Origin of the sequence: Streptomyces sp. NBC_01171, from assembly GCF_045039805.1 — a bacterium.
Taxonomy (GTDB): Bacteria; Actinomycetota; Actinomycetes; order Streptomycetales; family Streptomycetaceae; genus Streptomyces.
Genome location: NZ_CP108609.1, coordinates 340,739 through 366,106, shown reverse-complemented (window position 1 = coordinate 366,106; position 25,368 = coordinate 340,739). Strand labels below are relative to the sequence as shown.

Sequence of the window (25,368 nt, the reverse complement as noted above, 5' to 3'; positions counted from 1 at the left end):
TTCCCTCGCAGGGACCGGGGGTTCAGTGCGCCGTACGCCGGCAGTACAGGAACAGATGCGGCTCCGGCCCGGCGTCGGCGTGGGCAGGCACGAAGGTGGCATGCGCCTCGGACAGCACGGAGAACCCCGCGTCCGAGGCGAGCTGGGCGAAGTCGTCGGGGGAGAAGCTGCTCACCCGCACCGGCTGCCCCATGAACTCGGTCTCCGCGTCCGCCACGTCCACCGGCACCGTGGCCAGCACCGCGAGACCGCCCGGCCGCAGCGCCCGCGCCAGCGAGGCCAGTACCTCCCGCTGTTCGTCGCGGGACATCTGGAGCAGCGAGAAGTACACGCAGACCGCTTCGAACGACCCTTCCTCCAGCTCGACTTCACGGATGTCGGCCACCCTGAACTCGGCGTCCGGCACCTGGCGCGCGGCCAGCTCGACCATCACCGGCGACACGTCGACACCCAGCACCCGGTGCCCGGCCCGCGCGAGCGCCTCGGCGGTGGGCCGGCCGGTGCCGCTGCCCACGTCCAGCACCCGGCTGCCGGGCATCAGGTGGTCCACCAGCCAGCTCAGCGAGGCCAGATGCGGCCCGGAGGCGGCGAACGCCTGCTCATAGGCGATGCCCAGCGTGTCGAACACCACCGCCGCCGGTGCCCGCTGCTCTTCCTCTGCCAAGACGGCTCCTCTCAACGTTCCCTACCGGTGCCCGGCATCGTCGCACCCATACCCGCACGCCGGGCAGCCCTGTTTGCGGACGGAAGCCCCGGCAGGGCAGGGTGCGGGCGTGCCCACCTTGCTGATCATCCACCACACGCCGTCGCCGAACTGCCAGGAACTGTTCGAGGCCGTCGTGTCCGGCGCCACCGCGCCCGAGATCGAGGGTGTCCGCGTCGTCCGGCGCGCCGCCCTCGCCGCGACCGCCTCCGACGTGCTGGCCGCCGACGGCTACCTCCTCGGCACCCCGGCCAACCTCGGCTACATGTCCGGCGCCCTCAAGCATTTCTTCGACCAGATCTACTACCCGTGCCTGGACGACACCAGGGGCCGCCCCTTCGGCTACTGGGTGCACGGCGGCAACGACGTGACCGGCGCCGTCCGCTCCGTCGAGACCGTCACCACCGGCCTCGGCTGGCGCCGCGCCGCCGAGCCGGTCACCGTCACCGGCGCGCCGGGCAGGGCCGACACCGAGGCGTGCTGGGAACTCGGCGCCGTCCTCGCGGCGGGCCTGGCCGGCTGACGCCGGGGGTCCCCCGTTCGGCGGCGTCCGCCCACATCCCTCGCGGTCCCCGCCCCGCCCGGCGCCGGACCGGAAAGTCGCTGGTCCCGCCCCCGGCACCGGCCGGACGAAGGTGCGGGCGGGGTGCCCCTGGCCGACGATGGGCTCGAGGCCGCGTCCCGCCGGACGCGGTCGCATCCCGTCGTACGTCGTCTGAATCGAGGGAGCGTCGGATGCGAGCGGACGGCCACGCACCCGGACGGCCCGCGCCCGGCGGGCAGGACGCCGACCAGCGCACCACCGAGCAACTCCTGCGCGACGGCGCCCGCGAGGTCGCCGAGGTAGCCGACGGCGTACGCGCCGTCGCCGAACGCACCGCGGACGCGCTGCTCGCCCCACCCCACAAACGCGCCGCCCGCCACCCCCGTACGGGACTCACCGCCCGCTGGGCGCTGCTGCGCGCCCTGACGGACCCGCGCTGCCTGGGCGCCCCGGCCGGGGCGGCGCGCAGAAGAATCGCACGGCTGCTCGGCGCCCGCCGGGGCGGTGAGCCACTGCCCGCGCTGATGGCCCTCACCTCGCTGCGCCTGCGCATCGCCGCCGTGCTCGCCGGCCATCCCGAACTGGCCCGCGACCCCGGCATGCGCCGGCTCACCGCGGCCCTCGGCACCAGGGGCGACCGTGAGGCCGTACGCGCCCTGCGCGCCCTCTTCCGGGACCCCGGCGCCCAGCGCGCCCTCGCCGCGCTCACCCCCCTACTGGACGAACTCCTGCGCGTGCGCGCCCTGTTGGACGCCGAGCCGTCCGACGAAGCGGCACCGGAGACCGAGGGGGACCAGCGCGCCGCCGAGGCCGTCGACCTCACCGACCGGGAGAAGCGGACCCTCGCCACCGAAGGCTCACTCCTCGGCTTCCTCCGCAACATCGACACCCTCGCCCCCGAGGGCCGCGTCCTCGTGCAGAACGTGCGCGGCCCCGACGGTGTCGTCCGGTACGTCGTCCAGGCCCCCGGCACCAGTTCCGGCCGCCCCCGGCACGGCTCCCCGCGCGATGTCGTCGGCGCCTGGCGCGAGCAGCTCACCGCCGACTCGCCGTACACCCGCGCGCTGAGGCCCGCCATCGAGGAGCACGGCATCCCGCGCGGCGCCGAACTCGCGCTCATCGGGCACGGCGAGGGCGGTACCGCACTGCTCAACCTCGCGCGGGACGCCGGGTTCTGCCGCGCCTACCGGCTGACCCATGTGATCGCGGTCGGCGCACCGGACCCCGCCGGACGCCCCGCCGACCCCCGCACCTGGGTCGGCCACGTCACCAACGAGCACGACCTCGTCCCGGCCGCCGCCCCCGCCGACCCGCACCCCAATCGGTACGACGCCCGCTACACCGGGCCGACCCGCGCCTTCCCGGAGTCCCACCTGTTGCGCGAGTACATCGGCCATCTGCGCACCGTCGCCCCCGAGGCCCGCGAGCACCTCGACGAGGCCCTCACGCCGTACCGGGGCCCCGTCGTGCGCAGCCAGGCGTACCAGCTCAAGGACCCGGCGCACCCGCCCGAGGGCCACCCCTTCCTCACCCTGCCGACCTCCTCGGTCCCGACGACCACCGGCCCGGTCGGCGTGCCCGTGCGCTACCAGGACTCCGCCGCCGCCCACCTCTGCTTCCCGGTCGACACCGAGGCGGTGCGGGCCCTGCTGCCCGACGTGCCCTGGATGCGGCCCAGCGGGATCGGCCGGCGCACCCTCGCCGTGCTCTCGCTGTACGAGCACCGCTGCTCCACCCTCGGCCCGTACACCGAGATCGCGCTGTCCGTGCCGGTGGACGACCTGTGGCGGCCCCACCCGTCCGACTTCGCCACCGACCTGCTGCGCCGCGCTGACCTGCGCCGCACCGGCCGCTACGTCCTCTCGCTCGCCGTCACCACCGAGGAGGCCCGCGTGGCGGCGCGCGAGGTCTGGGGCCAGCCCGCGATACGCGCCGCCGCCGAGGCCCACCTCACCGGCCCCCGGCTCCGCTTGAGCGCACCCGGCCTCGGCATCGCCGTCCTCGGCCGCCTCGGACCCGGCGTGCGCTGCCCCGAGCCGGACTGGGCGCTGTACGGGCGGCGCGGCGACAGCACCGTACGCACCGCGATCCGCACCTCCGGGCGCCCCCGGCTGCACGCCGGGGCCGGGGTGCGGCTGCGGCTGGACACCGCCGCCGCCGAACCCATGGCCGGGCAGTTGCGCAGGCTCGGCATCGACACCGCCCGGCCGCTGTTCGTGGTGGCCTGCCCGCAGTTCATGGTCCACCGCGCCGCGGGCGCCGTCCTGCCGCGCTGAACCTCCGCCACCGGGAGCCGTCATGGTGAGCCAGTCCACGCCCGCCCACCCGATCGCCGCCGAACTTCTCGACCGCATAGCCCAGTTGCGCACCGACGCCGACCTCATGGACGGCTACGCCCGCCGCCTCCTCGCCACCGCCGCCGCCCTGAGCGGCCGGGTCGCCGCCCCGGAGTGGAGCAGACCCACCCTCGCCCGCCAGGCCGCCGCCTGCCGCACGACGGCCCACCAACTGCGCTTCGCGGCCGAGGCGTTGCTCAGCCAGAACGGACCCGGCCGGTCACGGCCCCGCCGCCGGCCGGTAGCGCCCGCCGTACTCCCGGCCACCGGCCGGAAATGAGGCGGTGCGTCAAGGACGTTCGGGCATCCGGGTGGTAGCCCGTGGCGTCCTGGGCCGAACGGGTGTGGCGGCCGGGGGAGTGCGCCGCAGGTCCGGATAATCACCGCTCATGCAGCTCGTGAACGCAGGTCAAGCGACCCGGCGCGCCCCCGTGGCCGTCACCGGACTCGGACTGGTCACCCCGGCCGGCGTCGGACAGGCGGCCGCCTGGGAGGGCCTGTGCGCCGGGAACTCCACGGCCACCGCCGACCCCGGACTCGACGGCCTGCCCGTGGCGTTCTCCTGCCAGGTGCCCGACCTGGACGCGCCCCGGCTGCTCGGTCACCGGCTCAGCCGCCGCCTGGACCGCTTCACCACCTTCGCCCTGCTCGCCGCCCGCGAGGCCGTCGCCGACGCCGGGCTCACCCCCGGCGACTGGGACAGTCCGCGCATCGGCATCGTCATGGGCGTCGGCACCGGCTCCATGCAGGGCTGGCAGGCCGAGTTCGACCGGCTCGCCGCCCGCGTCCCCGACCGGGTCTCCCCGCTCGCCCTGCCGCGCAGCGTGCCCAACATGGCCGCCGCCGAGATCGCCCTCGACCTCGGCGTCACCGGCCCCAACCTGGTCGTGAGCACCGCCTGCGCCTCCGGCACCAGCGCCATCGGCCTCGCCCGCGACCTGCTGCTCTCCGGCGCCTGCGACCTCGTCCTGGCCGGCGGCAGCGAGTCCGCGCGGCTGCCGATGACCGCCGCCTGCTTCGCCCAGATGCGCGCCCTGTCCCGCCGCGCCGACGCCCCCCACGAGGCGTCCCGCCCCTTCGACCGCGACCGCGACGGCTTCGTCCTCGGCGAGGGCGCCGCCGTCCTCGTCCTGGAACGCACCACCGACGCCCGCGCCCGCGCCGCCCGGCCCACCGCCCTGGTCGCCGGGTACGGCGCCTCCTGCGACGCCCACCACTTCACCTCCCCGCACCCCGGCGGGGACGGCGCCGCCCGCGCCATCCGCAGCGCCCTCCTCGACGCCGGGCTAGCCCCCGAGGACGTCGACCACGTCAACGCCCACGGCACCTCCACCCCGCAGGGCGACCTCGCCGAACACAACGCCCTCCACCAGGTCTTCCACCGCCCGCCCCCGGTCACCGCCGTCAAGGGCACCATCGGCCACGCCATCGGGGGCGCCGGCGCCATCGAGGCCGCCTGCACCGCCCTCACCCTGCGCCACCAGCTCATCCCGCCCACCGCCAACCTCCACACCCTCGACCCGGCCATCGACCTCGACGTCGTGGCCAAGACCCCGCGCCCCACGCCGATGCGCGCCGCCATCAGCAGCTCCTTCGGCTTCGGCGGCCAGAACGCCGTACTGGCACTCACCGCCGCGGAGTAGCCACTCCCCACCGGGCCCACCCAGTGCCCGTGCCCAGCCGAAAGGTCCCGCCCGTGCCGGAAGCCCCGGAAGTGCCGCAGATCCCGGACGCCGTACCGCCCCCCGGCCGGGCGCGGTCCTGGCCGAACACCGAGCAGATCCTCATCGGGGTCTTCGTCGCCGTCCCCTTCCTCGCGCTCCTCGCCGCCGTCCCGCTCGCCTGGCGGAACGGGCTCAGTCCCGTCGACGTCACCCTCGCCGCCGTGTTCTACCTGGTCAGCGGGCTCGGCATCACGGTGGGGTTCCACCGGTACTTCACCCACGGCTCGTTCAAGGCGCGCCGCCCGCTGCGGATCGCGCTCGCCGTCGCCGGGAGCCTCGCCGTGCAGGGCCCGGTGCTCACCTGGGTGGCCGACCACCGCAAGCACCACCGGTACTCCGACCGCGACGGCGACCCGCACTCGCCCTGGCGGTACGGCCGCACCCCGGGCGCGCTCGCCAAGGGCATGTTCCACGCGCACCTCGGCTGGCTCTTCGACACCGACCACGCCTCCACGCAGCAGTACGCGCCCGACCTGGAACGGGACCCGGCGCTGCGGCTGATCTCGCGGCGCTTCGCAGTGTTCGTGGCGCTCTCGCTGATGCTGCCCGCACTGCTCGGGCTGCTGATCACCGGGACCTGGGCGGGCGCGGCGACGGCGTTCTTCTGGGCCGGGCTGGTGCGGGTCTGCCTGGTGCACCACGTGACCTGGTCCATCAACTCCATCTGCCACGCCACCGGTGCACGCCCGTTCCGCAGCCGGGACCGCTCCGGGAACGTGTGGTGGCTCGCCCCCCTGTCCTTCGGTGAGTCCTGGCACAACCTCCACCACGCCGACCCCACCAGCGCCCGGCACGGTGTCCTCACCGGCCAACTGGACGCCAGCGCGCGGCTGATCCGCTGGTTCGAGCGCCTCGGCTGGGCCTACGACGTGCGCTGGCCCGACGCCGGCCGGGTGCGGGCGCGACGCCGGGAAGCCAAAGTGCCGGAACCGGGAACCGGGGCGCGAGAATTGCGGTCTTAGGCACCGTCAACGACCGGGATCGTCCCGGCCGCGTGGAATACGGGGAATCGAGACACATGTCCATCCGCATTCGTACGACTCCGCTGACCGTCGTCGCCCTCGCCGCGGGCCTCGCTCTGGCCGCCGTCACCCCGGCGCTGGCGGGCACGGCCTCCACCCCGGCCCGGCCCGCCGCCGTGACCACCGCCCAGAACGACCCGCGCGATGTCACCCAGCGGGTCACCGACTTCTACGGCGCTTACATCGACGCCGTCTGGGACAACGAGGACCCGGCGAGCGGTGCCGACGCCAAGGCGCTGCGCGACTTCTACCTCTCCGCCTCCGCCCGCAAGAAGGTCGCCGCCTGGGAGAAGAAGAACCACGCCGACGGCATCCTCTTCGCCCAGAACGTCCCCGTGAAGTGGAAGGTCGCCTACACCGGCTCCGGCATGGGCCACGCCACCAGCAGGGTCACCCTGACCTGGAGCGACGGCAAGCACCCGGAGGTCACCCGGATCGACGTCCAGTCCGACCTGACGACGCGCAAGATCACGGATCTGAAGCCGGCGGACTGAGACCCGTTTCCTCGGGTGTGCGGTGTTTCGGAGGGGTACTCGGGTCGCGTCAAATCCACATAAAGACGTGGAACCCCGACGCAGGAGGCGCGATCATGACCGAACGAATGCACACCACGATGGAGTCGCACCCTGACGTCCTGGAGATGCGGGAGCGCTTCGTACTGGCGGAGCGGGCGGCCGCGACGCAGAGGGGGCAGGCTATCGAGGCGATGGCCCTCATCACGGGCCTGTACATGGCGGCATCCCCGTGGATCGCGGGCTTCAACGGTTTCACCACCCTCGCGGTGAACAACCTGATCGCGGGTATCGCTTACGCCCTGCTGATGAGCGGCTTCGGTCACGCGTACGAACGCACCCACGCCAGGGCCTGGGCGGCCGCCCTGATCGGCATCTGGATGATCGTCTCGCCCTGGGTGGTCGCGGGCAACGTGGACACCACACGCTCGATCACCAGCAACATCGTCGCCGGAGCGGTCGGCCTGGTCCTCGCCCTGATGGCGGCGGCGGCGAACCGGACGGGCGGACGCCGGGGCAACCGGGCGGCCGGGATGATGGGCCGGTAGACAAACACAGCGGCCGGGACTCGACGCAGCGCGCGGGTCCCGGCCGGGTGAAGACAGCTCGGCGGCGCTGACCGTCTACGAGGCCGGAGCGTTGGTCTGGGCGGGGGTGCTTCGCCGCGTGGACCGGATGCCGAGGTCGGCGAGCAGGCCGCGGACGCGTCGCTCGATGTCGTCACGGATGGGACGGACCGCGGCGACGCCCTGGCCGGCGGGGTCGTCGAGGGTCCAGTCGAGGTACCGCTTGCCGGGGAAAACGGGACAGGCGTCGCCGCAGCCCATGGTGATGACGATGTCCGAGGCGCGTACGGCGTCGGTGGTCAGGACCTTGGGGGTCTGTGCGGAGAGGTCGATGCCGGCCTCGGCCATCGCTTCGACCACGGCGGGGTTGACCGCGCCGGCGGGGGCGGACCCGGCGGACCGGACCTCGACGCGGTCGCCCGCGAGGTGGGTGAGGAAGGCGGCGGCCATCTGGGAGCGTCCGGCGTTGTGGACGCACACGAACAGGACGGAGGGCTTGGTCTCAGGCACGGGCGGTGTCCTTGGGGGCAGGGTCGGCGGCGGTGCGGGGCCGGGGGAAGCGGTGGCGGACGGCGAGGGCGACATGGACCAGGCCGATGAGGACGGGGACCTCGATGAGGGGGCCGACCACACCGGCGAGGGCCTGGCCGCTGGTGGCGCCGAAGGTGGCGATGGCGACCGCGATGGCCAGTTCGAAGTTGTTGCCCGCGGCGGTGAAGGCGAGCGTGGTGGCCTTCGGGTAGTCCAGGCCCACGGCTCGTCCCAGCCCCATAGACCCGGCCCACATCAGCGCGAAGTACACCAGCAGCGGCAGCGCGATGCGGGCGACGTCGAAGGGCTGGGAGGTGATGGCGTCGCCCTGGAGGGCGAAGAGCACGACGATCGTGAACAGCAGCCCGTACAGGGCGAACGGGCCGATCCGGGGGAGGAACCGTGCCTCGTACCAGGTGCGGCCCCGGACCTTCTCGCCCAGGCGGCGGGTCAGGAACCCGGCGAGCAGCGGGATGCCCAGGAAGACGAGCACCGAGCGGGCGATCTCCCACCCCGACACGTCCAGCGCGGTCTGCTCCAGGCCGAGCCGGCCGGGCAGGACGGTGAGGTAGAACCAGCCCAGCACACCGAAGGCGAGGACCTGGAAGACCGCGTTGAGCCCAACCAGGACGGCGGCGGCCTCGCGGTCGCCGCAGGCCAGGTCGTTCCAGATGATGACCATGGCGATGCAGCGGGCCAGCCCGACGATGATCAGCCCCGTGCGGTACTCGGGCAGGTCGGGCAGGAACAGCCAGGCCAGCGCGAACATGAGGGCCGGTCCCACGACCCAGTTGAGGAGCAGGGAGGGCACGAGCAGGCGCCGGTCCCGGGTGACGGCGTCCAGCCGGTCGTAGCGGACCTTGGCCAGGACCGGGTACATCATCACCAGCAGGCCGAGCGCGATGGGCAGGGAGACACCGGTGACGGTGACCTTCGCCAGGCCGTCGCCGAGACCCGGCAGGAGGCGGCCGAGCCCGAGACCGGCGGCCATCGCGGCGATGATCCACACAGCGAGGTAGCGGTCCAGGAAGGACAACCGCCCGGCCGGCGAGGCGGGTTGCGGCTGCCGGACGCTCATGAGGCGGCTCCGGCGGGGTCGGCGAGCGGCTGTCCGCCGGGGCGGGTGAGGATCGCCGCGAGACGGTCCGTCATCTCCGGCAGCAGGCGGTAGTACACCCACGTCCCGCGCCGCTCGGAGTCGATGAGGCCGGCCTGCCTGAGCAGCTTGAGGTGGTGGGAGATCGTCGGCTGCGACAGGTCGAACGACGGGGTCAGGTCGCAGACGCACACTTCGCCGCCCGCCCGCGAGGCGATCATCGACAGCAGCCGCAGGCGCACCGGGTCTCCCAGTGCCTTGAACACCTTTGCCAGGGTGTCGGCCTGGTCCTCGTCCAGCGGCGCGGCGAGCAGGCCGGGGCAGCACTCCTCGGTGCTCCGGCCGAGCACCACAAGCTCTTGTTTCGACATGCTTCTATGTTGACGTTTTTCGAATCACGACGCAAGGTTGCATCGACCGACATCGATACAGACTGCTCGGGGAGACCGACATGTCCCGTGTTCAGCTCGCCCTCAACGTCGCCGACCTCGAAGCCTCGGTGACCTTCTACTCCAAGCTCTTCGGCGTGGAACCGGCCAAGCGCCGCCCCGGCTACGCCAACTTCGCCATCACCGAGCCCCCGCTCAAGCTCGTCCTCATCGAAGGCGACCCCGGCCAGGACACCCGCCTGGACCACCTCGGCGTCGAAGTCCCCTCCACCGGCGAGGTCAACGCCGCCACCACCCGCCTCAAGGACGCCGGACTCGCCACTTTCGAAGAGAACGACACCTCCTGCTGCTACGCGCTCCAGGACAAGGTCTGGGTCCACGGACCCGGCAAGGAGCCCTGGGAGGTCTACGCCGTCAAGGCCGACGCCGACCACCTCGGCAAGAGCGCCGGCACGACGTCGAAGGCATGCTGCGGCGCCACCTCCGGCTCCACCCTCGCCGAGCAGGCCGGCATCTCAACCCCGCCCGAGGCCGAGGCTGCCGCGCGGTGCGACTGCGGAGGTTGACCTGGGCCACCTGCCGCAGTCGTCACCGTCGCCCCCACTCCCTGGAGCCGGGGTCGGCCCGGGCCGAGTTCACGCACCGCGCCCCGGCCGGCCGGGTCGGGTCAGCGGTTCACGGCTCGCATGCCTGCCTCGTCGTAGCGGTCGCCCGAGACCTCGGGCAACTCGGCGTCGATCTGGGACAGTTCCTCCGGGGTGAGGACGATGTCGACCGCGGCGGCGTTCTGTTCGAGGTAGGAGCGGCGCTTGGTGCCGGGGATGGGGACGATGTGGTCGCCCTGGGCGAGAACCCAGGCAAGGGCGAGCTGGGCGGGGGTGACGCCCTTCTTCTCGGCGATCTCCTTGACCTTGGCCGCCAGGCGCAGGTTGGCTTGAAGGTGCTGGTCGGTGAAGCGGGGGCTGCTGCGGCGGTAGTCGTTCTCGTCCAGCTCGTCGGGGGAGGAGAAGCGGCCGGCGAGGAAGCCCCGGCCCAGCGGCGAGTAGGCGACGAAGCCGATGCCCAGCTCGCGACAGGTCGGCAGCACCTCCGCCTCCACGTCCCGCGACCACAGCGAGTACTCGCTCTGCACGGCCGTGATCGGGTGGACCGCGTTGCCCCGGCGCAGCGTCTCCGCGCTCGCCTCGCTCAGCCCGATGTGCCCGATCTTGCCCTCGGCGACCAGCTCGGCCATCGCGCCCACCGTCTCCTCGATCGGCACGTTCGGGTCGACCCGGTGCTGGTAGTACAGGTCGATGTGGTCGGTGCCGAGCCGCTGGAGGGAGCCCTCCACCGAGGACCGGACATGCTCGGCCGAGCCGTCCTGGCGGCCCACGCTGGACATGTCGCCGGGTACCGCGTCGTCCATCCGGAAGTTGAACTTGGTGGCCAGCACGTACTGGTCACGGTGGCCCCGGATCGCCTCGCCGACCAGGGACTCGTTGGTGAGCGGCCCGTACATCTGGGCCGTGTCCAGGAAGTCGATGCCCAGCTCGCGGGCGCGCCGGATGGTCTCCACGCCCTCGTCCTGGTCCGCCGTCCCGTAGAAAGCCGACATGCCCATACAACCCAGGCCAATGGCCGACACTTGCAGGTCCCGCAGACTGCGCTGTCGCATGTGGTGTTCCAGCCTTTCGCACGCGCTCGATCGTCACGTCGGACGACTTCGGGCCCCTTCATCCATCTAGCGACGGATCTGGCGGCCCGGCATCCCGTGAAGGACGCCGGGCACCGGAGCGCCTGCGACGCTACGAGCTGAAGCGCGCTCGAAGTCAAGTCACCCGTTCAGGCGGACCGGGAGCTCGAACAGGTCGTTCTGGGTGACCACCGGCTTGTGGTGCAGTTCGGCCGCCGGGACCGCCAGGTCCAGGTGCGGGAAACGGGCGTACAGCGCGGGCAGCGCCACGCCCGCCTCCAGCCGGGACAGCGCCGCGCCGGGGCAGACGTGCGGGCCGTGGCCGAAGGAGATGTGCCGGTTCTTGATCTCCCGCGTGATGTCGAACTCCCCGGCGCTCGGCCCGTGCGCCTCCTCGTCGCGGCCGAGCGCGCCGTACGACACGATCAGCGCGTCCCCGGCCGGGATGACCTTCTCGCCGACCGGTACGTCCTCGGTGGCGAAGCGGATCAGCACGTGCGAGGTCGGGGTGGACCAGCGCAGCGTCTCCTCGACCACCGCCGACCAGTCGGCCTGCCCGGAGAGCACCAGCTCCCGCTGGTCCGGGTGGGTGGAGAGGTTGACGACCGCGTTGACGATCAGCGAGATCGTCGTCTCGTGACCGGCCGCGATCATCAACTGGAGGGTGGCGACGATCTCCTCGTCCGTGAGGTGGTCGCCGTCCGCCGAGGCCAGGATCAGCGCGCTGGTGAGGTCGTCGCCCGGCTCGGCACGCTTCGCCGCGACGGTCGCCGCCATCATCCCGGCCAGCTCGGTCAGGGTGGCGATGACCTCGGCCGGCGGGGTCTGGGTGGAGAAGAACTTCTCGAACAGCACCTTCAGCCGGGGCAGCAGCGCCTCGTCGATGCCCATCAGCTCGGCCACCACGTACATCGGCAGCGGGTAGGCGAAGGCCGCCTTGAGGTCGACCACCCCGCCGTCGGCGGGCAGGGCGTCCAGCAGGTCCTGGGTGAGCTTGCCGATCCGCTCGCGCATCAGCTCCACCCGGCGCGGGGTGAGCGCCTGCGCCACCAGCGTGCGCATCCTGCGGTGGTCCGCGCCGTCCACGGTGAGCATCGAACGGCCCGGGTTGGCCAGCCCGATGAGCGGCCAGTCCGCCGGTATCTCGCCGCGCCGCCAGGCGCCCCACACATTGATGTCCTTCACCAGGCGCGGGTCGGTCAGCAGCGCCTTGGCCTCGGCGTGCCGGGTGACGGCCCACACCGGCACCCCGCCGGGCAGCTCCACGGCCGCGAGCGGTCCGGCCGCGCGCAGGGCCGCGCTCTCGCCGTCCAGGTCGGTGACGAAGGGGTCGAGGGCGATACGGGAAATACCGGTACCGGTGGTCATCGTGACGTGCCTCCCAGGGCAGGGGTCGAAGTGAACCGCACGGGCAGCTCGGTCAGCCCGCGCAGCCAGGGCGAGGGCCGGCGGGTGAGGGACCCGGCGGGCACCGCCAGGTCGATGTCCGGCAGCCGGTCGAGGACGACCTCGATGCCGGTGCGCGCGATGACCTCGGCGATCTCCTGCGCCGGGAACGGGCAGCGGTGCTCACCGTGCCCGAACGAGAAGTGCGCGTTGTTGCCGCCGGTCAGCGCCGAGGCGTCGGTACGCACCTGGGGGTCGGAGTTGGCGCCCTGGAGACCGAGCAGCAGCAGGTCACCGGCGCGGACCCGGCGCCCGCCGAGGTGGGTGTCGCGCGCGGCCCAGCGGCCCGCCACGTTCTGCGTGGGCGTGTCCTCCCACAGCACCTCGTTCATCGCCTCCGCGACGCTGTTGCGGCCGCCGAACAGGGAGGCGGCGAACCGGTCGTCGGTCAGCATCAGCCGCAGCGAGTTGCCGATCCAGTCGGCGGTCGGCTGGTGCCCGGCCGCCATCATCACCATCAGGTCCTGGACGATCTCCTCGGCCGTGAACCCGCTGTCGTCCGCCAGCATCCGCGAGACCACGTCGTCGGCGGGCTGCTCGGTACGGTCCGCGACCAGCCGGGCCATGGAGGAGGCGAGGTGGGACTGGCCGGCCAGCGCCCGCTCCCGGCCGTCGATCATGTCGTTGAGCGCGGTGACCAGACCCGGCCCCTCGTCGTCCGGGAAGCCGTAGAGGTGCGCGAGGACCCGTACGGGCAGCAGGGACGAGTACTGGGCGACCAGGTCGGCCTCGCCGGAGAGGCACACCGTGTCGATCAGCTCGTCCGCGAACCGCTCGGCCTGGCGCCGGAGTCCGAAGGGGTCGACCGACTCCAGCGCGTTGCTGATCATCGTGGCGCGCTGCCGGTGCCGTTCCCCGACCGTGTAGAGGATGGAGGGCTGGCGGTGCCCGATCATCGGCAGCAGCGGCCAGTCCTCCGGGATGTTCTCCCACTGGTTCCACAGCTCGGAGTCCCGGCTGAACAGCGCCGGATCGCCGGTCACCTGGTGCAGCTCGCGGTAGCCCAGCACCAGCCAGGCCGGGATGCCGCCGTCCAGCTCCACCGGGACGACGGAGCCGTGGTCGCGCCGCATCTCCCGGTACAGGCAGGCGGGTTCGGTCTGGAAGCGGGGTCCGCCGAGCGGTACGGCCTCGGACATCACACCAATTCCCCTCTGACCCCGGCGGCCGTGGCGTACCGGGTCTGCACATGGCGGACCAGGGTGATCAGGACCTCCTTGGCCGACTCGCGGGACCGGGCGTCGCAGTCGACGAGTGGTACGTCCGGGTCGAGGTCCAGCGCCGCGCGTACGTCCGCGCCCGCGCGCACCGGGCCGCCGAAGTCGTTGCAGGCCACGATGAACGGCGTGCCGTGGTGTTCCAGGCGGTCGATGGCGTACCAGGAGTCGTCGATGCGTCGGGTGTCGACCAGGACGACCGCGCCGAGCGTGCCGGAGAACAGCCGGTCCCACAGGAACCAGAACCGCTCCTGGCCGGGCGCGCCGAACAGGTACAGCACATTGTGCGTGTCCAGCGTGATGCGGCCGAAGTCGAAGGCGACGGTGGTGGCAGTCTTGCCGCCCACGTGCGCGATGTCGTCCACCGACTCGCCCGCCTGTGTCATCGTCTCCTCGGTGTTGAGGGGACGGATCTCGCTGACCGAGCGGACCAGCGTGGTCTTGCCGACGCCGAAGCCGCCCACGACGACGATCTTCAGACCGTTGTCGGCGGAGGCACCCAACGGGGTGCGCGCGTCAGAGATTGCGGAGTCCAACGAGCACCTGCTCCAGGATGTCGGGGTCGGTGATGGCGGGGCGGCGCGGATGACGGGCGCTGACATGGCCGGTGGCCAGCAGGTCGGACAGCAGCACCTTGGTGATGCTGACGGGCAGGCGCAGCTCGGCGGCGATCTCCACCACCGAGGTGGGGAACTCCGTCAGCCGCAGGATGGCCACGTGCTCGGACTGCATGCCGGTGGCCGCCGCCGACTCGGCGACGATCAGCGTGACCAGGTCCAGCGGGCTGCCGGCGCCGGTCCCGATCCGTCCCCGCGTGATGGTGTAGAGACGGTCGGGAGCGTCGTCCCTGCCCGGACGGCTCATGAGGAACGGGGCGGCGCGGTCAGGTGTTCGCCGAGCTGCTCCACCAGTTCGCTCATCGTGTGGCCGACCACGCCGGGGTCGGCGTCCTCGCTGGTCACCACGGCCAGGTGGGCGCCCTCGCCGGCCTCGACGATGAACAGCACCCCGCCGTAGAACTCGGCCATCGCCGAGCGGACGCCGCCGCTGCCGTCGCCGAACTCCACGGACGCCCCGTGCGACAGCGACTGGATGCCGGCGGCGATGGCGGCGAGCTGGTCCGCCTGGTCGACGGACAACTCGGGGGTACGGCACAGCTTGAGGCCGTCGCGGGAGAGGACGAGCGCGTGCCGGGCGCCCGGAGTCTTCTCCAGCAGGCCCTCGAGGAGCCAGGTGAGCGTGTCGTCGGCGGTGGTCGGGCCGGTCATGAAGTGGTGTCGCCTTCCAGGTGCGTGTGCGGTTGCGTGGGGGGATGGGGGACAGCGGGGGTGTCGGCCGGGTCGCCTGCGCGCGGTTCCTCGCACCGGGTGTGCGGCGCCTCGCCCTCGGGGGTGGTGCCGGGGCGTACCGCGTTGCGGAAGCTGCTGAAGCGGGCCGCGCGGACCCTGGCCTCGTCGGGGGCGGGGGCGGGCCGTTCGGTGTCGTCCCGCGAGGCCGACCGGGACCGCTCGGCCTCGGCCAGCGTCCGGCCGCGGCGGCGCTTGGGCAGGCCGGCCACCTCCTCGGCGGGCGGCGCGGGGGCCTCGCGTACCGGGGCGGGCGGCGCGGCGGGGCGCTCGGGCTCCGGCGCGGGGGCGGCCGGGGCCGCCGGCGCCGGGCTGGTGAGGATCTCCTGCGGTACGAGCATCAGCACACCGGTGCCGCCGCGCGCCGAGGGCCGGAACGACACCTTCAGCCCGTACTTGCGGGCCAGCCTGCCGACCACCGCGAGCCCGAGCCGGGTGCCGGTCAGACCGCCCAGCCCGGACACGTCACCGGTCACCGCCTTCTCGGCGCGCCGCAGTTGGACGTCGCCCATCACCAGGCCGCTGTCCTCCACGGAGACGATGACCCCGGCCGGGACCTCCTCCACGTAGACGTGGACCTCGGCGGTGGGCGGGGAGAAGTTCGTGGCGTTGTCGAGGAGTTCGGCGAGCGCGTGCATCACGCCCTCCGCCGCGTGCCCGGCGACGGCGACCTCGCTGACGGAGTGCACCCGCACCCGGCGGTAGCCGCCGATCCGGCCCATGGCCCCGCGCAGGATGGACTCCATCGCGATGGGCCGCGCCCAGCGCCGCCCCGAACGCGCCCCGGTCAGCACGGCGATGGAGTCCGCCAGCCGGCCCGCCTGCGCGGTGCGGTGGTCCAGGTGCAGCAGGTCGGTGAGCACGTCCTCGTCGCTGTGCCGCTCCTCCATCGCCCGCAGGTCGGCCAGGGTGGCCGTGGCCAGCGCCTGCATCCGGCCCGCCGTGTTGGAGGTGGCGGAGACGGCCGCCGCCCGCTCGCGCCGGGCCTTCTCCAGCTCGCCGGAGAGCCGCAGCACCTCGCGGCGCAGCCGCTCCGCCTCGCGCGCGCCCTCCTTCTCCAGCCGGGCCTGCTCGGTGCTGAACTCGGCGCGCTGGGCGGCCAGTTCGTCGATGAGCCGCTGCTGCTCCCGGCGCGTCTCCTCGGCCGCCGAGGTCCGCTGCCGCTCCAGCCGCGCCACGTCGGCCAGCGCGTTCTCCAGCCGCCGCCGGGCCCGGCGGGCGGTGCCCCGGGCGTGGGCGGCCACGGTCACCGCGACACAGAGCACGATCGCCGCCGTACCCCCGGCCCACAGCAGCGGGGTCCGCGCCGCGTGGGGGGCCACCGCCACGACCGCGCCGAGCGAGAGCGCCGACAGGGCGGCGGTCGCGGCCAGGGCGAGGGCGGGCGTACGGAGGGCTGGACGGTCGCCAGGGGGCATGGGCGCGGTCATCGGTCCGGTCTGGTCCTCGCGGCAATCGGGGGTGGTCGGGAGACGAGAAACGACAAGAAACACCGTCTTGGGTGAACCGGCGGTCACTATACGAGAGTTGATGATCAAAATGGAAAGAAAGCAGCGGCCTTCCATGAAGTGGACGTTCAAATCGTGGCGTTGGCCGTGAAGCGGGCGCTGGTGGCGTATCCACCGAACCCGTAGATCTTGACGCCCGGCCCCCGGCCCGCTGGACTGTGACCGCCATCCCCGACGGGGTGACGGCGAAGGGGGAGCGGCACGTGGCGGGGGAACCGGGGGCATGGAGCCTCCTCGTGCGCGCGGCCCGGTTCACCGGGCGCACCCTGCGCGGCGAATGGCACGCCATCGTGGTGGACCCGGTACGCCGCCTCGCACACCGCGGACTGTCCGGGCTGCTCCTCGCCTTCGTGGCCGCGTCCGGCGTCATCCTCTTCCACGACCTGGCCCAGCGCCCCGTCGGCGCCACCTGGGTCCGGCGGCTCGGCGGCGTCACCGCCGACCTCCCCCTCTGGCTCTCCCTGCTGCGCACCCCCGTATCGCTGTACGTCCCCGCGCTCGACCTGCCGGTGTGGGCGGGCATCACCCAGTTGTTCCTGGCCTTCGCCCTCGCCGAACTGGTCCTCGGCCGCGCCCGCACCCTGGCCATCGCCTACGCCACCACCCTGGCCGGCACCCTCACCGCCCGGCTGATGATCGAGCTGGGCCCCGGCCGGTGGGGGATCGGTCTGCCCGCCGAGTACGGAGCCGTCCTCGACACCGGCCCCTCGGCGGCCGTCGTGGGCCTGTTCACCTATCTGGCCGTGGTCCGGCGCGCCCCCGTGGGTTTCACCCTGACAGGCGGATCGATGGTGTGGGAGTCCATCGCGGTACCCAACCTCGCCGGGCGCGAGCACCTCGTCGCCGTGTCCGCCGCGATCACCCTCGGCCTGCTGCGCGGCCGCCGCCTCCGCCTGCCGTACGCCCGTACGTCCCGGCCCGGACCGCTGCCCCCGCCCCCCGCCCCGCCCGAGCTTCCCCTCCCGGACCCCCGCACCTCGGCCGTGATCCCGGCCGACCCGACGCGCGCACGTCAATGTGACGGTTTTCGCACTTCGACCGGGGCGCGCACCCCCTAGTGTTTCCGCGGAGTACGGGGGCAGTACGTGGCTGACACCATGGTGTTCGTCGCCGGCAGGCTGAAGGGAATCCCAGATGTTCCGCAAGGTGCTGGTAGCCAACCGCGGAGAGATCGCCATCCGCGCGTTCCGGGCGGGCTACGAACTCGGCGCGCGCACGGTGGCCGTCTTCCCCCACGAGGACCGCAACTCGCTGCACCGGCTCAAGGCCGACGAGGCGTACGAGATCGGCGAGCCCGGACACCCCGTCCGCGCCTATCTCTCCGTCGACGAGATCGTGACCGCCGCCCGCCGTGCCGGTGCCGACGCCGTGTACCCCGGCTACGGCTTCCTCTCGGAGAACCCCGACCTGGCCCGCGCCTGCGAGGAGGCCGGGATCACCTTCGTCGGCCCCAGCGCCGACACCCTCGAACTCACCGGCAACAAGGCCAGCGCGGTCGCCGCCGCCCGCGCGGCCGGGGTGCCCGTGCTCGGCTCGTCCGCGCCCTCCAACGACGTGGACGAACTGGTGCGCGCCGCCGACGAGATCGGCTTCCCCGTCTTCGTGAAGGCGGTCGCGGGCGGCGGCGGCCGGGGCATGCGCCGGGTCGAGGAGCCGGCCCAGCTCCGCGAGTCCATCGAGGCCGCCTCCCGCGAGGCCGCGTCCGCCTTCGGCGACCCGACCGTCTTCCTGGAGAAGGCCGTCGTGGACCCCCGCCACATCGAGGTGCAGATCCTCGCCGACGGCGAGGGCAACGTGATCCACCTCTACGAACGCGACTGCTCGCTCCAGCGCCGCCACCAGAAGGTCATCGAGCTGGCGCCCGCCCCCAACCTCGACCCGGAGCTGCGGGACCGGATCTGCGCCGACGCGGTGCGCTTCGCCCGCGAGATCGGCTACCGCAACGCGGGCACCGTGGAGTTCCTGCTCGACCGGGACGGCAACCACGTCTTCATCGAGATGAACCCCCGCATCCAGGTCGAGCACACGGTCACCGAGGAGGTCACCGACGTCGACCTCGTCCAGGCCCAGATGCGCATCGCCGCCGGGGAGACCCTGGCCGACCTCGGCCTGGCCCAGGACCGGATCACCCTGCGCGGCGCCGCCCTCCAGTGCCGGATCACCACCGAGGACCCCGCCAACGGCTTCCGCCCGGACACCGGACAGATCAGCGCCTACCGCTCGCCCGGCGGCTCCGGCATCCGGCTCGATGGCGGAACCACCCACGCCGGCACCGAGATCAGTGCCCACTTCGACTCCATGCTGGTCAAACTCACCTGCCGGGGAAGGGACTTCCAGGCCGCCGTCGGCCGCGCCCGGCGCGCGGTGGCGGAGTTCCGCATCCGGGGCGTGGCCACCAACATCCCCTTCCTGCAAGCCGTGCTGGACGACCCCGACTTCCGCGCCGGACGCGTCACCACCTCGTTCATCGAGGAGCGCCCTTACCTGCTGACGTCCCGTCACTCGGCCGACCGGGGCACCAAGCTGCTCACCTTCCTGGCCGACGTCACCGTCAACAAGCCGCACGGCGAACGCCCCGAACTCCTCGACCCGGTCGCCAAGTTGCCCGCGCTCCCCGCGGGCGAGCCCCCGGCGGGCTCCCGGCAGCGCCTGGTCCACCTCGGCCCCGAGGGCTTCGCCCGCGAGCTGCGCGCGTCCCCCGCGCTCGGCGTCACCGACACCACCTTCCGCGACGCCCACCAGTCCCTGCTGGCCACCCGCGTGCGCACCAAGGACCTGCTCGCGGTCGCCCCCGTCGTCGCCCGCACCCTGCCCGAGCTGCTGTCCCTGGAGTGCTGGGGCGGCGCCACCTACGACGTGGCGCTGCGCTTCCTCGCCGAGGACCCGTGGGAGCGGCTGGCCGCGCTGCGCGAGGCGGTGCCCAACATCTGCCTGCAGATGCTGCTGCGCGGCCGCAACACCGTCGGCTACACCCCGTACCCCACCGAGGTCACGGACGCCTTCGTGCGGGAGGCCGCCGCCACCGGCGTGGACATCTTCCGCATCTTCGACGCGCTGAACGACGTCGACCAGATGCGGCCCGCCATCGACGCCGTACGGGAGACCGGCACGGCCGTCGCCGAGGTCGCCCTCTGCTACACCGCCGACCTCAGCGACCCCGCCGAGCGGCTCTACACGCTCGACTACTACCTGAAGCTGGCCGAGCGGATCGTCGAGGCCGGCGCCCATGTCATCGCCATCAAGGACATGGCCGGCCTGCTGCGCGCGCCCGCCGCCGCGAAGCTGGTCACCGCGCTGCGGAGTGAGTTCGCGCTGCCGGTGCACCTGCACACCCACGACACCGCGGGCGGCCAGCTCGCCACCTACCTCGCCGCGATCCAGGCGGGCGTCGACGCGGTGGACGGCGCGGTCGCCTCCATGGCCGGGACGACCTCGCAGCCCTCGCTCTCCGCCCTGGTCGCCGCCACCGACCACTCCGAGCGCCCCACCGGACTCGACCTTCACGCGGTCGAGGAGCTGGAGCCTTACTGGGAGGGCGTGCGCAAGGTCTACGCCCCCTTCGAGGCGGGCCTCGCCTCCCCGACCGGCCGCGTCTACCATCACGAGATCCCCGGCGGCCAGCTCTCCAACCTGCGCACCCAGGCCGTCGCGCTCGGCCTCGGCGACCGCTTCGAGGAGATCGAGGCGATGTACGCGGCCGCCGACCGCATCCTCGGACGCCTGGTCAAGGTCACCCCGTCCTCCAAGGTGGTCGGCGACCTCGCCCTGCACCTGGTCGGCGCGGGCGTCTCGCCGGACGACTTCGAGGCCGACCCGGACCGCTTCGACATCCCGGACTCGGTGATCGGCTTCCTCCGCGGCGAGCTGGGCACCCCGCCCGGCGGCTGGCCGGAGCCGTTCCGTACCAAGGCGCTGCGCGGCCGCGCCGAGGCCAAGCCGGTGCGGGAGCTTTCCGCCGAGGACCGCGAGGGGCTGGAGAAGGACCCGAAGCCCACCCTGAACCGGCTGCTGTTCCCCGGCCCGACCGGCGAGTTCGACACCCACCGGCAGGCGTACGGCGACACGAGCGTCCTGGACAGCAAGTCGTTCTTCTACGGCCTGCGCCCGGCCAAGGAGTACGCCGTCGACCTGGAGCCCGGCGTGCGGCTGCTGATCGAGCTGCAGGCGGTCGGCGAGGCGGACGAGCGCGGTATGCGCACCGTGATGTCCACCCTCAACGGCCAGCTCCGGCCGATCCAGGTCCGCGACCGCTCGGCCGCCACCGACGTACCGGTGACGGAGAAGGCCGACCGCTCGAAGCCCGGCCATGTGGCGGCGCCGTTCGCCGGGGTGGTGACGCTCGCGGTGGAGGAGGGCGCCGAGGTGGCGGCCGGGGAGACCGTGGCCACCATCGAGGCGATGAAGATGGAGGCGACGATCACCGCGCCGAAGGCGGGCCGGGTCTCGCGGCTGGCGATCAACCGCATCCAGCAGGTGGAAGGCGGAGACCTGCTGGTCGAGCTGGCCTGAGCCGCCCGCGTCCGCTCCGGCCCTCATGTCGAGGCCGGAGCGGACGGCGTACGGGCGGGATCAGTCCCAGAGCGGGTAGACCATGGTCTGCGTGAAGCCCTTCGGGCGCGCGTCGTCGTACGTCACGCTCATCCGGGTGTAGCGCTTGACGTCCGGGTTCTTCTTCCACTCGGCCGGGCGGTCGAGGCGCACGGTCACGTGGTAGGAGCGGAAGATGCCCTTGGCGCAGTACGGGTCGCAGTCGTTGACCACGTTCACGCCCTCGGCCACGGCGGACTCCGAGTCCCACTTCACCCACTTGAGCCCGTTGAGCCGGCTGTTGCCGTCTCCGCAGGCCAGGATGAAGTCGGCCGGGCGCACGTCCTTCCTCCACTGGCAGTCGACGAGCACGGGCGCGGTCCGGTGTGTCACGGGGGCCGTCGGCGGGCTGGCCGACGCCGTCGTCATCGCCGCGGTGAGCAGGGCTCCCGCAGCCAGGCTGACCGTCGTTCCCACCAGTGATCCGCGCATGGTCGCTCCCACCTGTCGTGCTGTGTCCGACCGTGTGCCGACGCTACGACCGTTCGCCCGAATGCACCACTCGCGCAGGTGGGAGCGCGGGTCACCCGTGCTGGACGGTCAGCCCGTAGAACGCGACCCGGGCACCGTTGGTGGTCGATTCCGAGGAGGACTGGTTGTAGGACCCGGCCTTGAAGTACTGCCTGTACGGGTTGAAGGACGCGGGGATGGCGTAGCGCGTGGTGCTGCCGTTGACGGTCAGCTCGATGGTGTTCCCGCCGGTCACGGCGATGCTGTACGTCCAGGTCTTGCCCATGGACACGTGTCCCACGGTGTGCGGGGTCTGGCCGCCGGAGGGGGAGTTCTCGGTGCCCAGGACGATCTCGCCGTCCGCGTGGTAGTAGAGCTCCAGCAGCGGCTTGGTGGAGGAGCCGCCGGAGCCGAGGTGGATCTGTCCGACGCAGACGTTCTTGGTCACCGACACCACCCGGAGGGTCGCGTTCATCCGGTGCGTACCGGTGAGCGCCCAGTCGGCGGCGCCGCCGTCGCGGTTCATCTCGCGCAGCTCGGAGCGGGCGTAGTTCGAGTTCGGGGTGGTGACGCCCTTCTCGGGCGCCCAGAAGGTCATCGCGCCGTCGCGGGTGTCGGTATAGAAGTACGCGTCCTGGTAGCCGTTCGCGCCGCGCAGCCGGGACGAGGAGATCGTGGTGGGGGAGCCGGGGGAGCCGACCGGCTCCTGGAGCTGCCAGACCGAGAGGTCGAAGTTGCCGCCGGGCGCCACGTGCGGGTCGGCCGCGTGCGCGGTGCCGCCGAAGGCGCCGAGGGTGAGGGCGAGGCTCGCGGCCGCAGCCGTGAGAAGCCGGGAACGGATCATGTGGGGGGTCCTCCCGCCGGGCCGGATGCGTTCAGCATGCTGAACGCCGAACGCATCCTTGGACGTCGATGACCCGTGAAGCTAAAGGTCCGGTCCAGGCCCGTCAAGGGGTCGCGACGTCAGCAGGAGCCCTCGTCCTGCCAGGGGCCCCAGTCGGAGCCGTTCGGGGCCTCGTTCTGCGTCCACCACTTGGCCTTCCAGTTGTGGTGGTTGTAGGACACCTCGTCCCCGCTGACGTACACGGCCGACGAACTCCAGGCGGACTTGCAGGAGTTGCCGGGGTTCGGGGGCGTGGGGGTCGGGGTGGGCGTGGGGGTGGAGTTCGGCGGGGTGGCACCGGCGAACTTCACCGAGAACTTGGCGAAGTCCCAGGCGCTCTGGGCCACGCTGGAGCAAGTCCCCGACGTGCGGCCGCCGTTGTCGGCCGGGGTGCACTGGCGGTCGCGGTTCAACGACCAGAAGGTGAAGCGGTCCATGTGGTGGCCGGTGGCGAAGTCCAGCACCGTCTGGAAGTCGGCCTGGGAGAAGTACTCCCCGGTGTCGCTGCGGCCGTTCATCCCCGAGAAGCCCTCGTGCGCGTAGGCCGTGGCCTCGTCCCAGCCGAAGGTGGAGCGCAGGATGCCGTTGAAGTTGGCCAGCGCGCTGGTCTGGCTCGCCGCGCCGTTGAAGCCGCCGTCGAACGGCATGATGGAGAAGTTGTTCGGGGTGAAGCCCTGGGACTTCGCCTCCAGCAGCATCTGCTTGCCGAACCAGCCGGTGCCGTCGGCCGTGCCGGCCGTGGTGACCGAGACGTACAGGCCGGGGTTGTTCTGCTGGAGGATCTTGGCCGCGCCGATCTCGTTGTGGATGGCCGCCGTGTTCTCGTACTCCGGCTCCTCCAGGTCGAAGTCGATGGCGTGCAGGCCGTACTTGGTGATGACCTGCTGGTAGGCCGCCGCCGTGGCCGCCGGATCGGCGCAGGTCTGGCCCAGCTTGGTGCCGCCGTACCCGCCGATCGAGATGGAGACGTCACCGCCCTTGGACCGGATGGTGTTGATCACGGCCTGCACAGCGGTGTCCGAGGAGACGGGTGAGGTGCCGCCCCAAGTGGGGCTGCAGCCGCCGCCGTCAGGCGCCAGCACGAACGCGAGCTGGAACGCCTTGAGGCCGGTCGCGTCCATGATGGCGGCCGCGTTCGGCGGGTCGTTGTCCGTCGGCATCAGATACGGGGCCGCCGCGTACCAGCGGTTGTCGAGCGCGCTCGTGGCGCCGGACGCGCTGCCCGCGACCAGTGCCGTCGTGCCGGCCGCGGCCAGCGTGACGGCGGCCGCCGCGCCCAGACATGCCCGAAGTCGTCTCACTACGAGCCTCCAGAGGGGTGGGGGAGGGGGGAGTGCCAGACTCGTGGACGGCGCCCAGCTTGGTCTAGTCCAATGCGCGTCTTTGGACTGGACCAAACCGTCTCTTTACCTGGCGGTAAGTGAACGCCCCCTCTGTGCAGGGGACTTGCCGAACCCGTCGATCTGCGCGGAACCGTGGCGGAGCGTCCGCCCTCTGAGGCACCCTTGACGCTGTGCGTACTGTTTCGCCACGTTTGAGCGGCGGTGCGCGAGGGGGAGCGATCACATGAAGGGCGGGGCGAACCACGGTGGAGATCACCATTCACAGACCCGGCGAACTGACCTCCGCGCTGCGCGGGGCCTGGCATCGGGCGATGGACGAGTCACCCGAGTACGCCAACCCCTTCCTCGCGCCGGAGTTCGCCATCGGAGTCGGCCGCCATCGGAGCGGCGTACGCATCGCGGTCCTGCGCGAGGGCGGTGAGCCGGTCGGCTTCCTCCCGTACGAGCGGGGGCCGCTCGGCACCGGACGGGCCATCGGGCTCGGGCTCTCCGACTGCCAGGCCCTCGTGCACCGGCCCGGTGTCACCTGGGACGCCGCCGAACTGCTGCGCGCCTGCGGGCTCAGCATCTTCGAGTTCGACCATCTCGTCCAGGAGCAGCGGCCCTTCGCCCCGCATCTCACCGGCACCTTCGCCTCACCGGTCATCGACGTGAAGCCGGGCGACGGCACCTACCCGGAGTGGCTGCGCGCCACCTACCCCGGACTCGCCAAGACGACGCTGAAGAAGGAACGCCGGCTCGGCCGGGACATCGGCGAGGTGCGGTTCGTCTTCGACGAGCGCGACCCGAAGGTACTGCGCACCCTCATGCGGTGGAAGTCGGCCCAGTACCGCCGGACCGGCCGCATGGACCGGTTCTCCCGCCCCTGGATCGTGGACCTGGTCAACCACCTCTTCCACGTCCGTGAGGAGCACTTCACCGGCGTGCTCTCCGTGCTGTACGCGGGCGACCGCCCGGTCGCCGCCCACTTCGGGCCCCGCTCCAGCACCGTCCTGGCCGCCTGGTTCACCGCATACGACCCCGAACTGCACTACTACTCACCGGGGTTGATGATGCACCTGCGCACGGCCGAGGGTGCCGCCCGCAGCGGGGTGACCCTGGTCGACCTCGGGCGGGGCGACAAGGAGTACAAGGACTGGCTCAAGACCCGTGAACTCCGGGTCGGCGAGGGCTTCGCGTCCCGCCCCCACCCGGTCTCCGTGGCCCAGCGGGTGTGGCGCCGGCCGGCGCGCGGACTGCGTAACACCGTGCTGGCCCATCCCCAACTGCTGGCGCCCGCCGATCGGTTGCTGAAGACGGTGGGTCAACTGCGCACCCAGGGGCGGCCGGGCCGCTGACCTCACCGGGCGGGGCTGTCCGGACCAAAGCACATGGTCCGGACAGCCCCGCCCCGATGTGAACGGCCGCTGGGTGTGAACGCCCTTGTGCGCGAAGGATTTGGCTTCCGAAGGCTTGCGCCCGCTTGGTTCATCCCTTAAATCAAAACATGA

The 25,368-nt window shown here is 72.5% G+C and carries 25 protein-coding genes; 11 read left to right on the top strand and 14 right to left on the bottom strand.

Going from position 1 to position 25,368, the window contains the following annotated elements:
* Nucleotides 1-22 precede the first annotated feature (22 nt).
* Nucleotides 23-664: a class I SAM-dependent methyltransferase gene (locus OG448_RS01675; RefSeq protein WP_405550936.1), complete on the bottom strand. Its 642-nt coding sequence runs from the start codon at nt 662-664 to the stop codon at nt 23-25.
* Nucleotides 665-773: 109 nt separating this feature from the next.
* On the opposite strand from OG448_RS01675, the gene OG448_RS01670 reads away from it, so the two are divergent.
* The 7 genes from OG448_RS01670 to OG448_RS01640 all read left to right on the top strand — a co-directional run bounded on the left by OG448_RS01670 (nt 774) and on the right by OG448_RS01640 (nt 7,389).
* Complete coding sequence (locus OG448_RS01670) at nt 774-1,226, top strand: NAD(P)H-dependent oxidoreductase (RefSeq protein ID WP_350902544.1); 453 nt, start codon at nt 774-776, stop codon at nt 1,224-1,226.
* 212 nt (nt 1,227-1,438) lie between these two features.
* Nucleotides 1,439-3,523, top strand: coding sequence for an acetoacetate decarboxylase family protein (locus OG448_RS01665; protein WP_405550934.1), 2,085 nt, complete (start codon nt 1,439-1,441; stop codon nt 3,521-3,523).
* A 22-nt stretch (nt 3,524-3,545) separates the two neighbouring features.
* On the top strand, nt 3,546-3,863 hold the full coding sequence (locus OG448_RS01660; RefSeq protein ID WP_405550932.1) for a hypothetical protein: 318 nt from the start codon (nt 3,546-3,548) through the stop codon (nt 3,861-3,863).
* Between the two features lie 118 nt (nt 3,864-3,981).
* Complete coding sequence (locus OG448_RS01655) at nt 3,982-5,226, top strand: beta-ketoacyl-[acyl-carrier-protein] synthase family protein (RefSeq protein ID WP_405550930.1); 1,245 nt, start codon at nt 3,982-3,984, stop codon at nt 5,224-5,226.
* A gap of 29 nt (nt 5,227-5,255) precedes the next feature.
* On the top strand, nt 5,256-6,269 hold the full coding sequence (locus OG448_RS01650) for an acyl-CoA desaturase (protein ID WP_405550927.1): 1,014 nt from the start codon (nt 5,256-5,258) through the stop codon (nt 6,267-6,269).
* Between the two features lie 56 nt (nt 6,270-6,325).
* A complete protein-coding gene (locus OG448_RS01645) occupies nt 6,326-6,823 on the top strand; it encodes a hypothetical protein (RefSeq protein ID WP_405550925.1) in 498 nt (165 codons plus the stop codon).
* Nucleotides 6,824-6,918: 95 nt separating this feature from the next.
* Entirely contained in the window at nt 6,919-7,389 is a 471-nt protein-coding gene (locus OG448_RS01640) for an SPW repeat protein (protein ID WP_405550924.1), read from the top strand.
* A gap of 75 nt (nt 7,390-7,464) precedes the next feature.
* On the opposite strand, the gene OG448_RS01635 is transcribed toward OG448_RS01640, so the two are convergent.
* The 3 genes from OG448_RS01635 to OG448_RS01625 are packed head-to-tail and all read right to left on the bottom strand — an operon-like array spanning nt 7,465 to nt 9,405.
* Entirely contained in the window at nt 7,465-7,917 is a 453-nt protein-coding gene (locus OG448_RS01635; protein ID WP_405550923.1) for an arsenate reductase ArsC, read from the bottom strand.
* Entirely contained in the window at nt 7,910-9,016 is a 1,107-nt protein-coding gene (gene arsB / locus OG448_RS01630; RefSeq protein ID WP_405550920.1) for an ACR3 family arsenite efflux transporter, read from the bottom strand. Before arsB ends, OG448_RS01635 begins: the two co-directional genes overlap by 8 nt.
* Complete coding sequence (locus tag OG448_RS01625; RefSeq protein WP_405550918.1) at nt 9,013-9,405, bottom strand: ArsR/SmtB family transcription factor; 393 nt, start codon at nt 9,403-9,405, stop codon at nt 9,013-9,015. Before OG448_RS01625 ends, arsB begins: the two co-directional genes overlap by 4 nt.
* 80 nt (nt 9,406-9,485) lie before the next feature.
* On the opposite strand from OG448_RS01625, the gene OG448_RS01620 reads away from it, so the two are divergent.
* Nucleotides 9,486-9,989 (top strand): ArsI/CadI family heavy metal resistance metalloenzyme, encoded by a 504-nt coding sequence (locus OG448_RS01620; protein WP_405550915.1) that lies wholly within the window; start codon nt 9,486-9,488, stop codon nt 9,987-9,989.
* A gap of 101 nt (nt 9,990-10,090) precedes the next feature.
* Here the strand turns inward: OG448_RS01620 and OG448_RS01615 are convergent, their stop codons facing one another.
* The 7 genes from OG448_RS01615 to OG448_RS01585 all read right to left on the bottom strand — a co-directional run bounded on the left by OG448_RS01615 (nt 10,091) and on the right by OG448_RS01585 (nt 16,537).
* Nucleotides 10,091-11,080: an aldo/keto reductase gene (locus OG448_RS01615; RefSeq protein ID WP_405550913.1), complete on the bottom strand. Its 990-nt coding sequence runs from the start codon at nt 11,078-11,080 to the stop codon at nt 10,091-10,093.
* A gap of 159 nt (nt 11,081-11,239) precedes the next feature.
* On the bottom strand, nt 11,240-12,466 hold the full coding sequence (locus OG448_RS01610) for a cytochrome P450 (protein WP_405550912.1): 1,227 nt from the start codon (nt 12,464-12,466) through the stop codon (nt 11,240-11,242).
* Nucleotides 12,463-13,683: a cytochrome P450 gene (locus OG448_RS01605; protein WP_405550910.1), complete on the bottom strand. Its 1,221-nt coding sequence runs from the start codon at nt 13,681-13,683 to the stop codon at nt 12,463-12,465. Before OG448_RS01605 ends, OG448_RS01610 begins: the two co-directional genes overlap by 4 nt.
* Complete coding sequence (locus OG448_RS01600) at nt 13,683-14,264, bottom strand: GTP-binding protein (RefSeq protein WP_405558629.1); 582 nt, start codon at nt 14,262-14,264, stop codon at nt 13,683-13,685. The genes OG448_RS01605 and OG448_RS01600 overlap by 1 nt, the downstream gene beginning before the upstream one ends.
* A 13-nt stretch (nt 14,265-14,277) precedes the next feature.
* Entirely contained in the window at nt 14,278-14,625 is a 348-nt protein-coding gene (locus OG448_RS01595) for a DUF742 domain-containing protein (protein WP_031179400.1), read from the bottom strand.
* The gene (locus tag OG448_RS01590; RefSeq protein ID WP_030813062.1) at nt 14,622-15,029 is read right to left on the bottom strand and encodes a roadblock/LC7 domain-containing protein; all 408 of its coding nucleotides are present in this window, start codon (nt 15,027-15,029) and stop codon (nt 14,622-14,624) included. Before OG448_RS01590 ends, OG448_RS01595 begins: the two co-directional genes overlap by 4 nt.
* A complete protein-coding gene (locus tag OG448_RS01585; protein WP_405550908.1) occupies nt 15,026-16,537 on the bottom strand; it encodes an ATP-binding protein in 1,512 nt (503 codons plus the stop codon). The genes OG448_RS01590 and OG448_RS01585 overlap by 4 nt, the downstream gene beginning before the upstream one ends.
* A 314-nt stretch (nt 16,538-16,851) precedes the next feature.
* Here OG448_RS01585 and OG448_RS01580 point away from each other — a divergent pair, with 314 nt between their 5' ends.
* Nucleotides 16,852-17,673 (top strand): hypothetical protein, encoded by an 822-nt coding sequence (locus tag OG448_RS01580; RefSeq protein ID WP_405550907.1) that lies wholly within the window; start codon nt 16,852-16,854, stop codon nt 17,671-17,673.
* A 76-nt stretch (nt 17,674-17,749) separates the two neighbouring features.
* Nucleotides 17,750-21,124 (top strand): pyruvate carboxylase, encoded by a 3,375-nt coding sequence (locus OG448_RS01575; RefSeq protein WP_405550905.1) that lies wholly within the window; start codon nt 17,750-17,752, stop codon nt 21,122-21,124.
* 60 nt (nt 21,125-21,184) lie between these two features.
* Here OG448_RS01575 and OG448_RS01570 read toward each other — a convergent pair whose 3' ends face one another.
* From OG448_RS01570 to OG448_RS01560, 3 genes are all read right to left on the bottom strand, one after another.
* Nucleotides 21,185-21,634 carry a hypothetical protein gene (locus OG448_RS01570; protein ID WP_405550904.1) on the bottom strand — a complete coding sequence of 150 codons (450 nt, stop codon included), beginning with the start codon at nt 21,632-21,634 and terminating at the stop codon, nt 21,185-21,187.
* Nucleotides 21,635-21,725: 91 nt separating this feature from the next.
* Nucleotides 21,726-22,496, bottom strand: coding sequence for a polysaccharide lyase family 7 protein (locus OG448_RS01565; RefSeq protein WP_405550903.1), 771 nt, complete (start codon nt 22,494-22,496; stop codon nt 21,726-21,728).
* A gap of 119 nt (nt 22,497-22,615) precedes the next feature.
* Nucleotides 22,616-23,836: a chitinase gene (locus OG448_RS01560; RefSeq protein ID WP_405550901.1), complete on the bottom strand. Its 1,221-nt coding sequence runs from the start codon at nt 23,834-23,836 to the stop codon at nt 22,616-22,618.
* Nucleotides 23,837-24,123: 287 nt separating this feature from the next.
* On the opposite strand from OG448_RS01560, the gene OG448_RS01555 reads away from it, so the two are divergent.
* Nucleotides 24,124-25,215, top strand: a complete 1,092-nt coding sequence (locus OG448_RS01555) for a GNAT family N-acetyltransferase (RefSeq protein WP_405550899.1) — start codon at nt 24,124-24,126, stop codon at nt 25,213-25,215.
* The last annotated feature ends 153 nt before the right edge of the window (nt 25,216-25,368 follow it).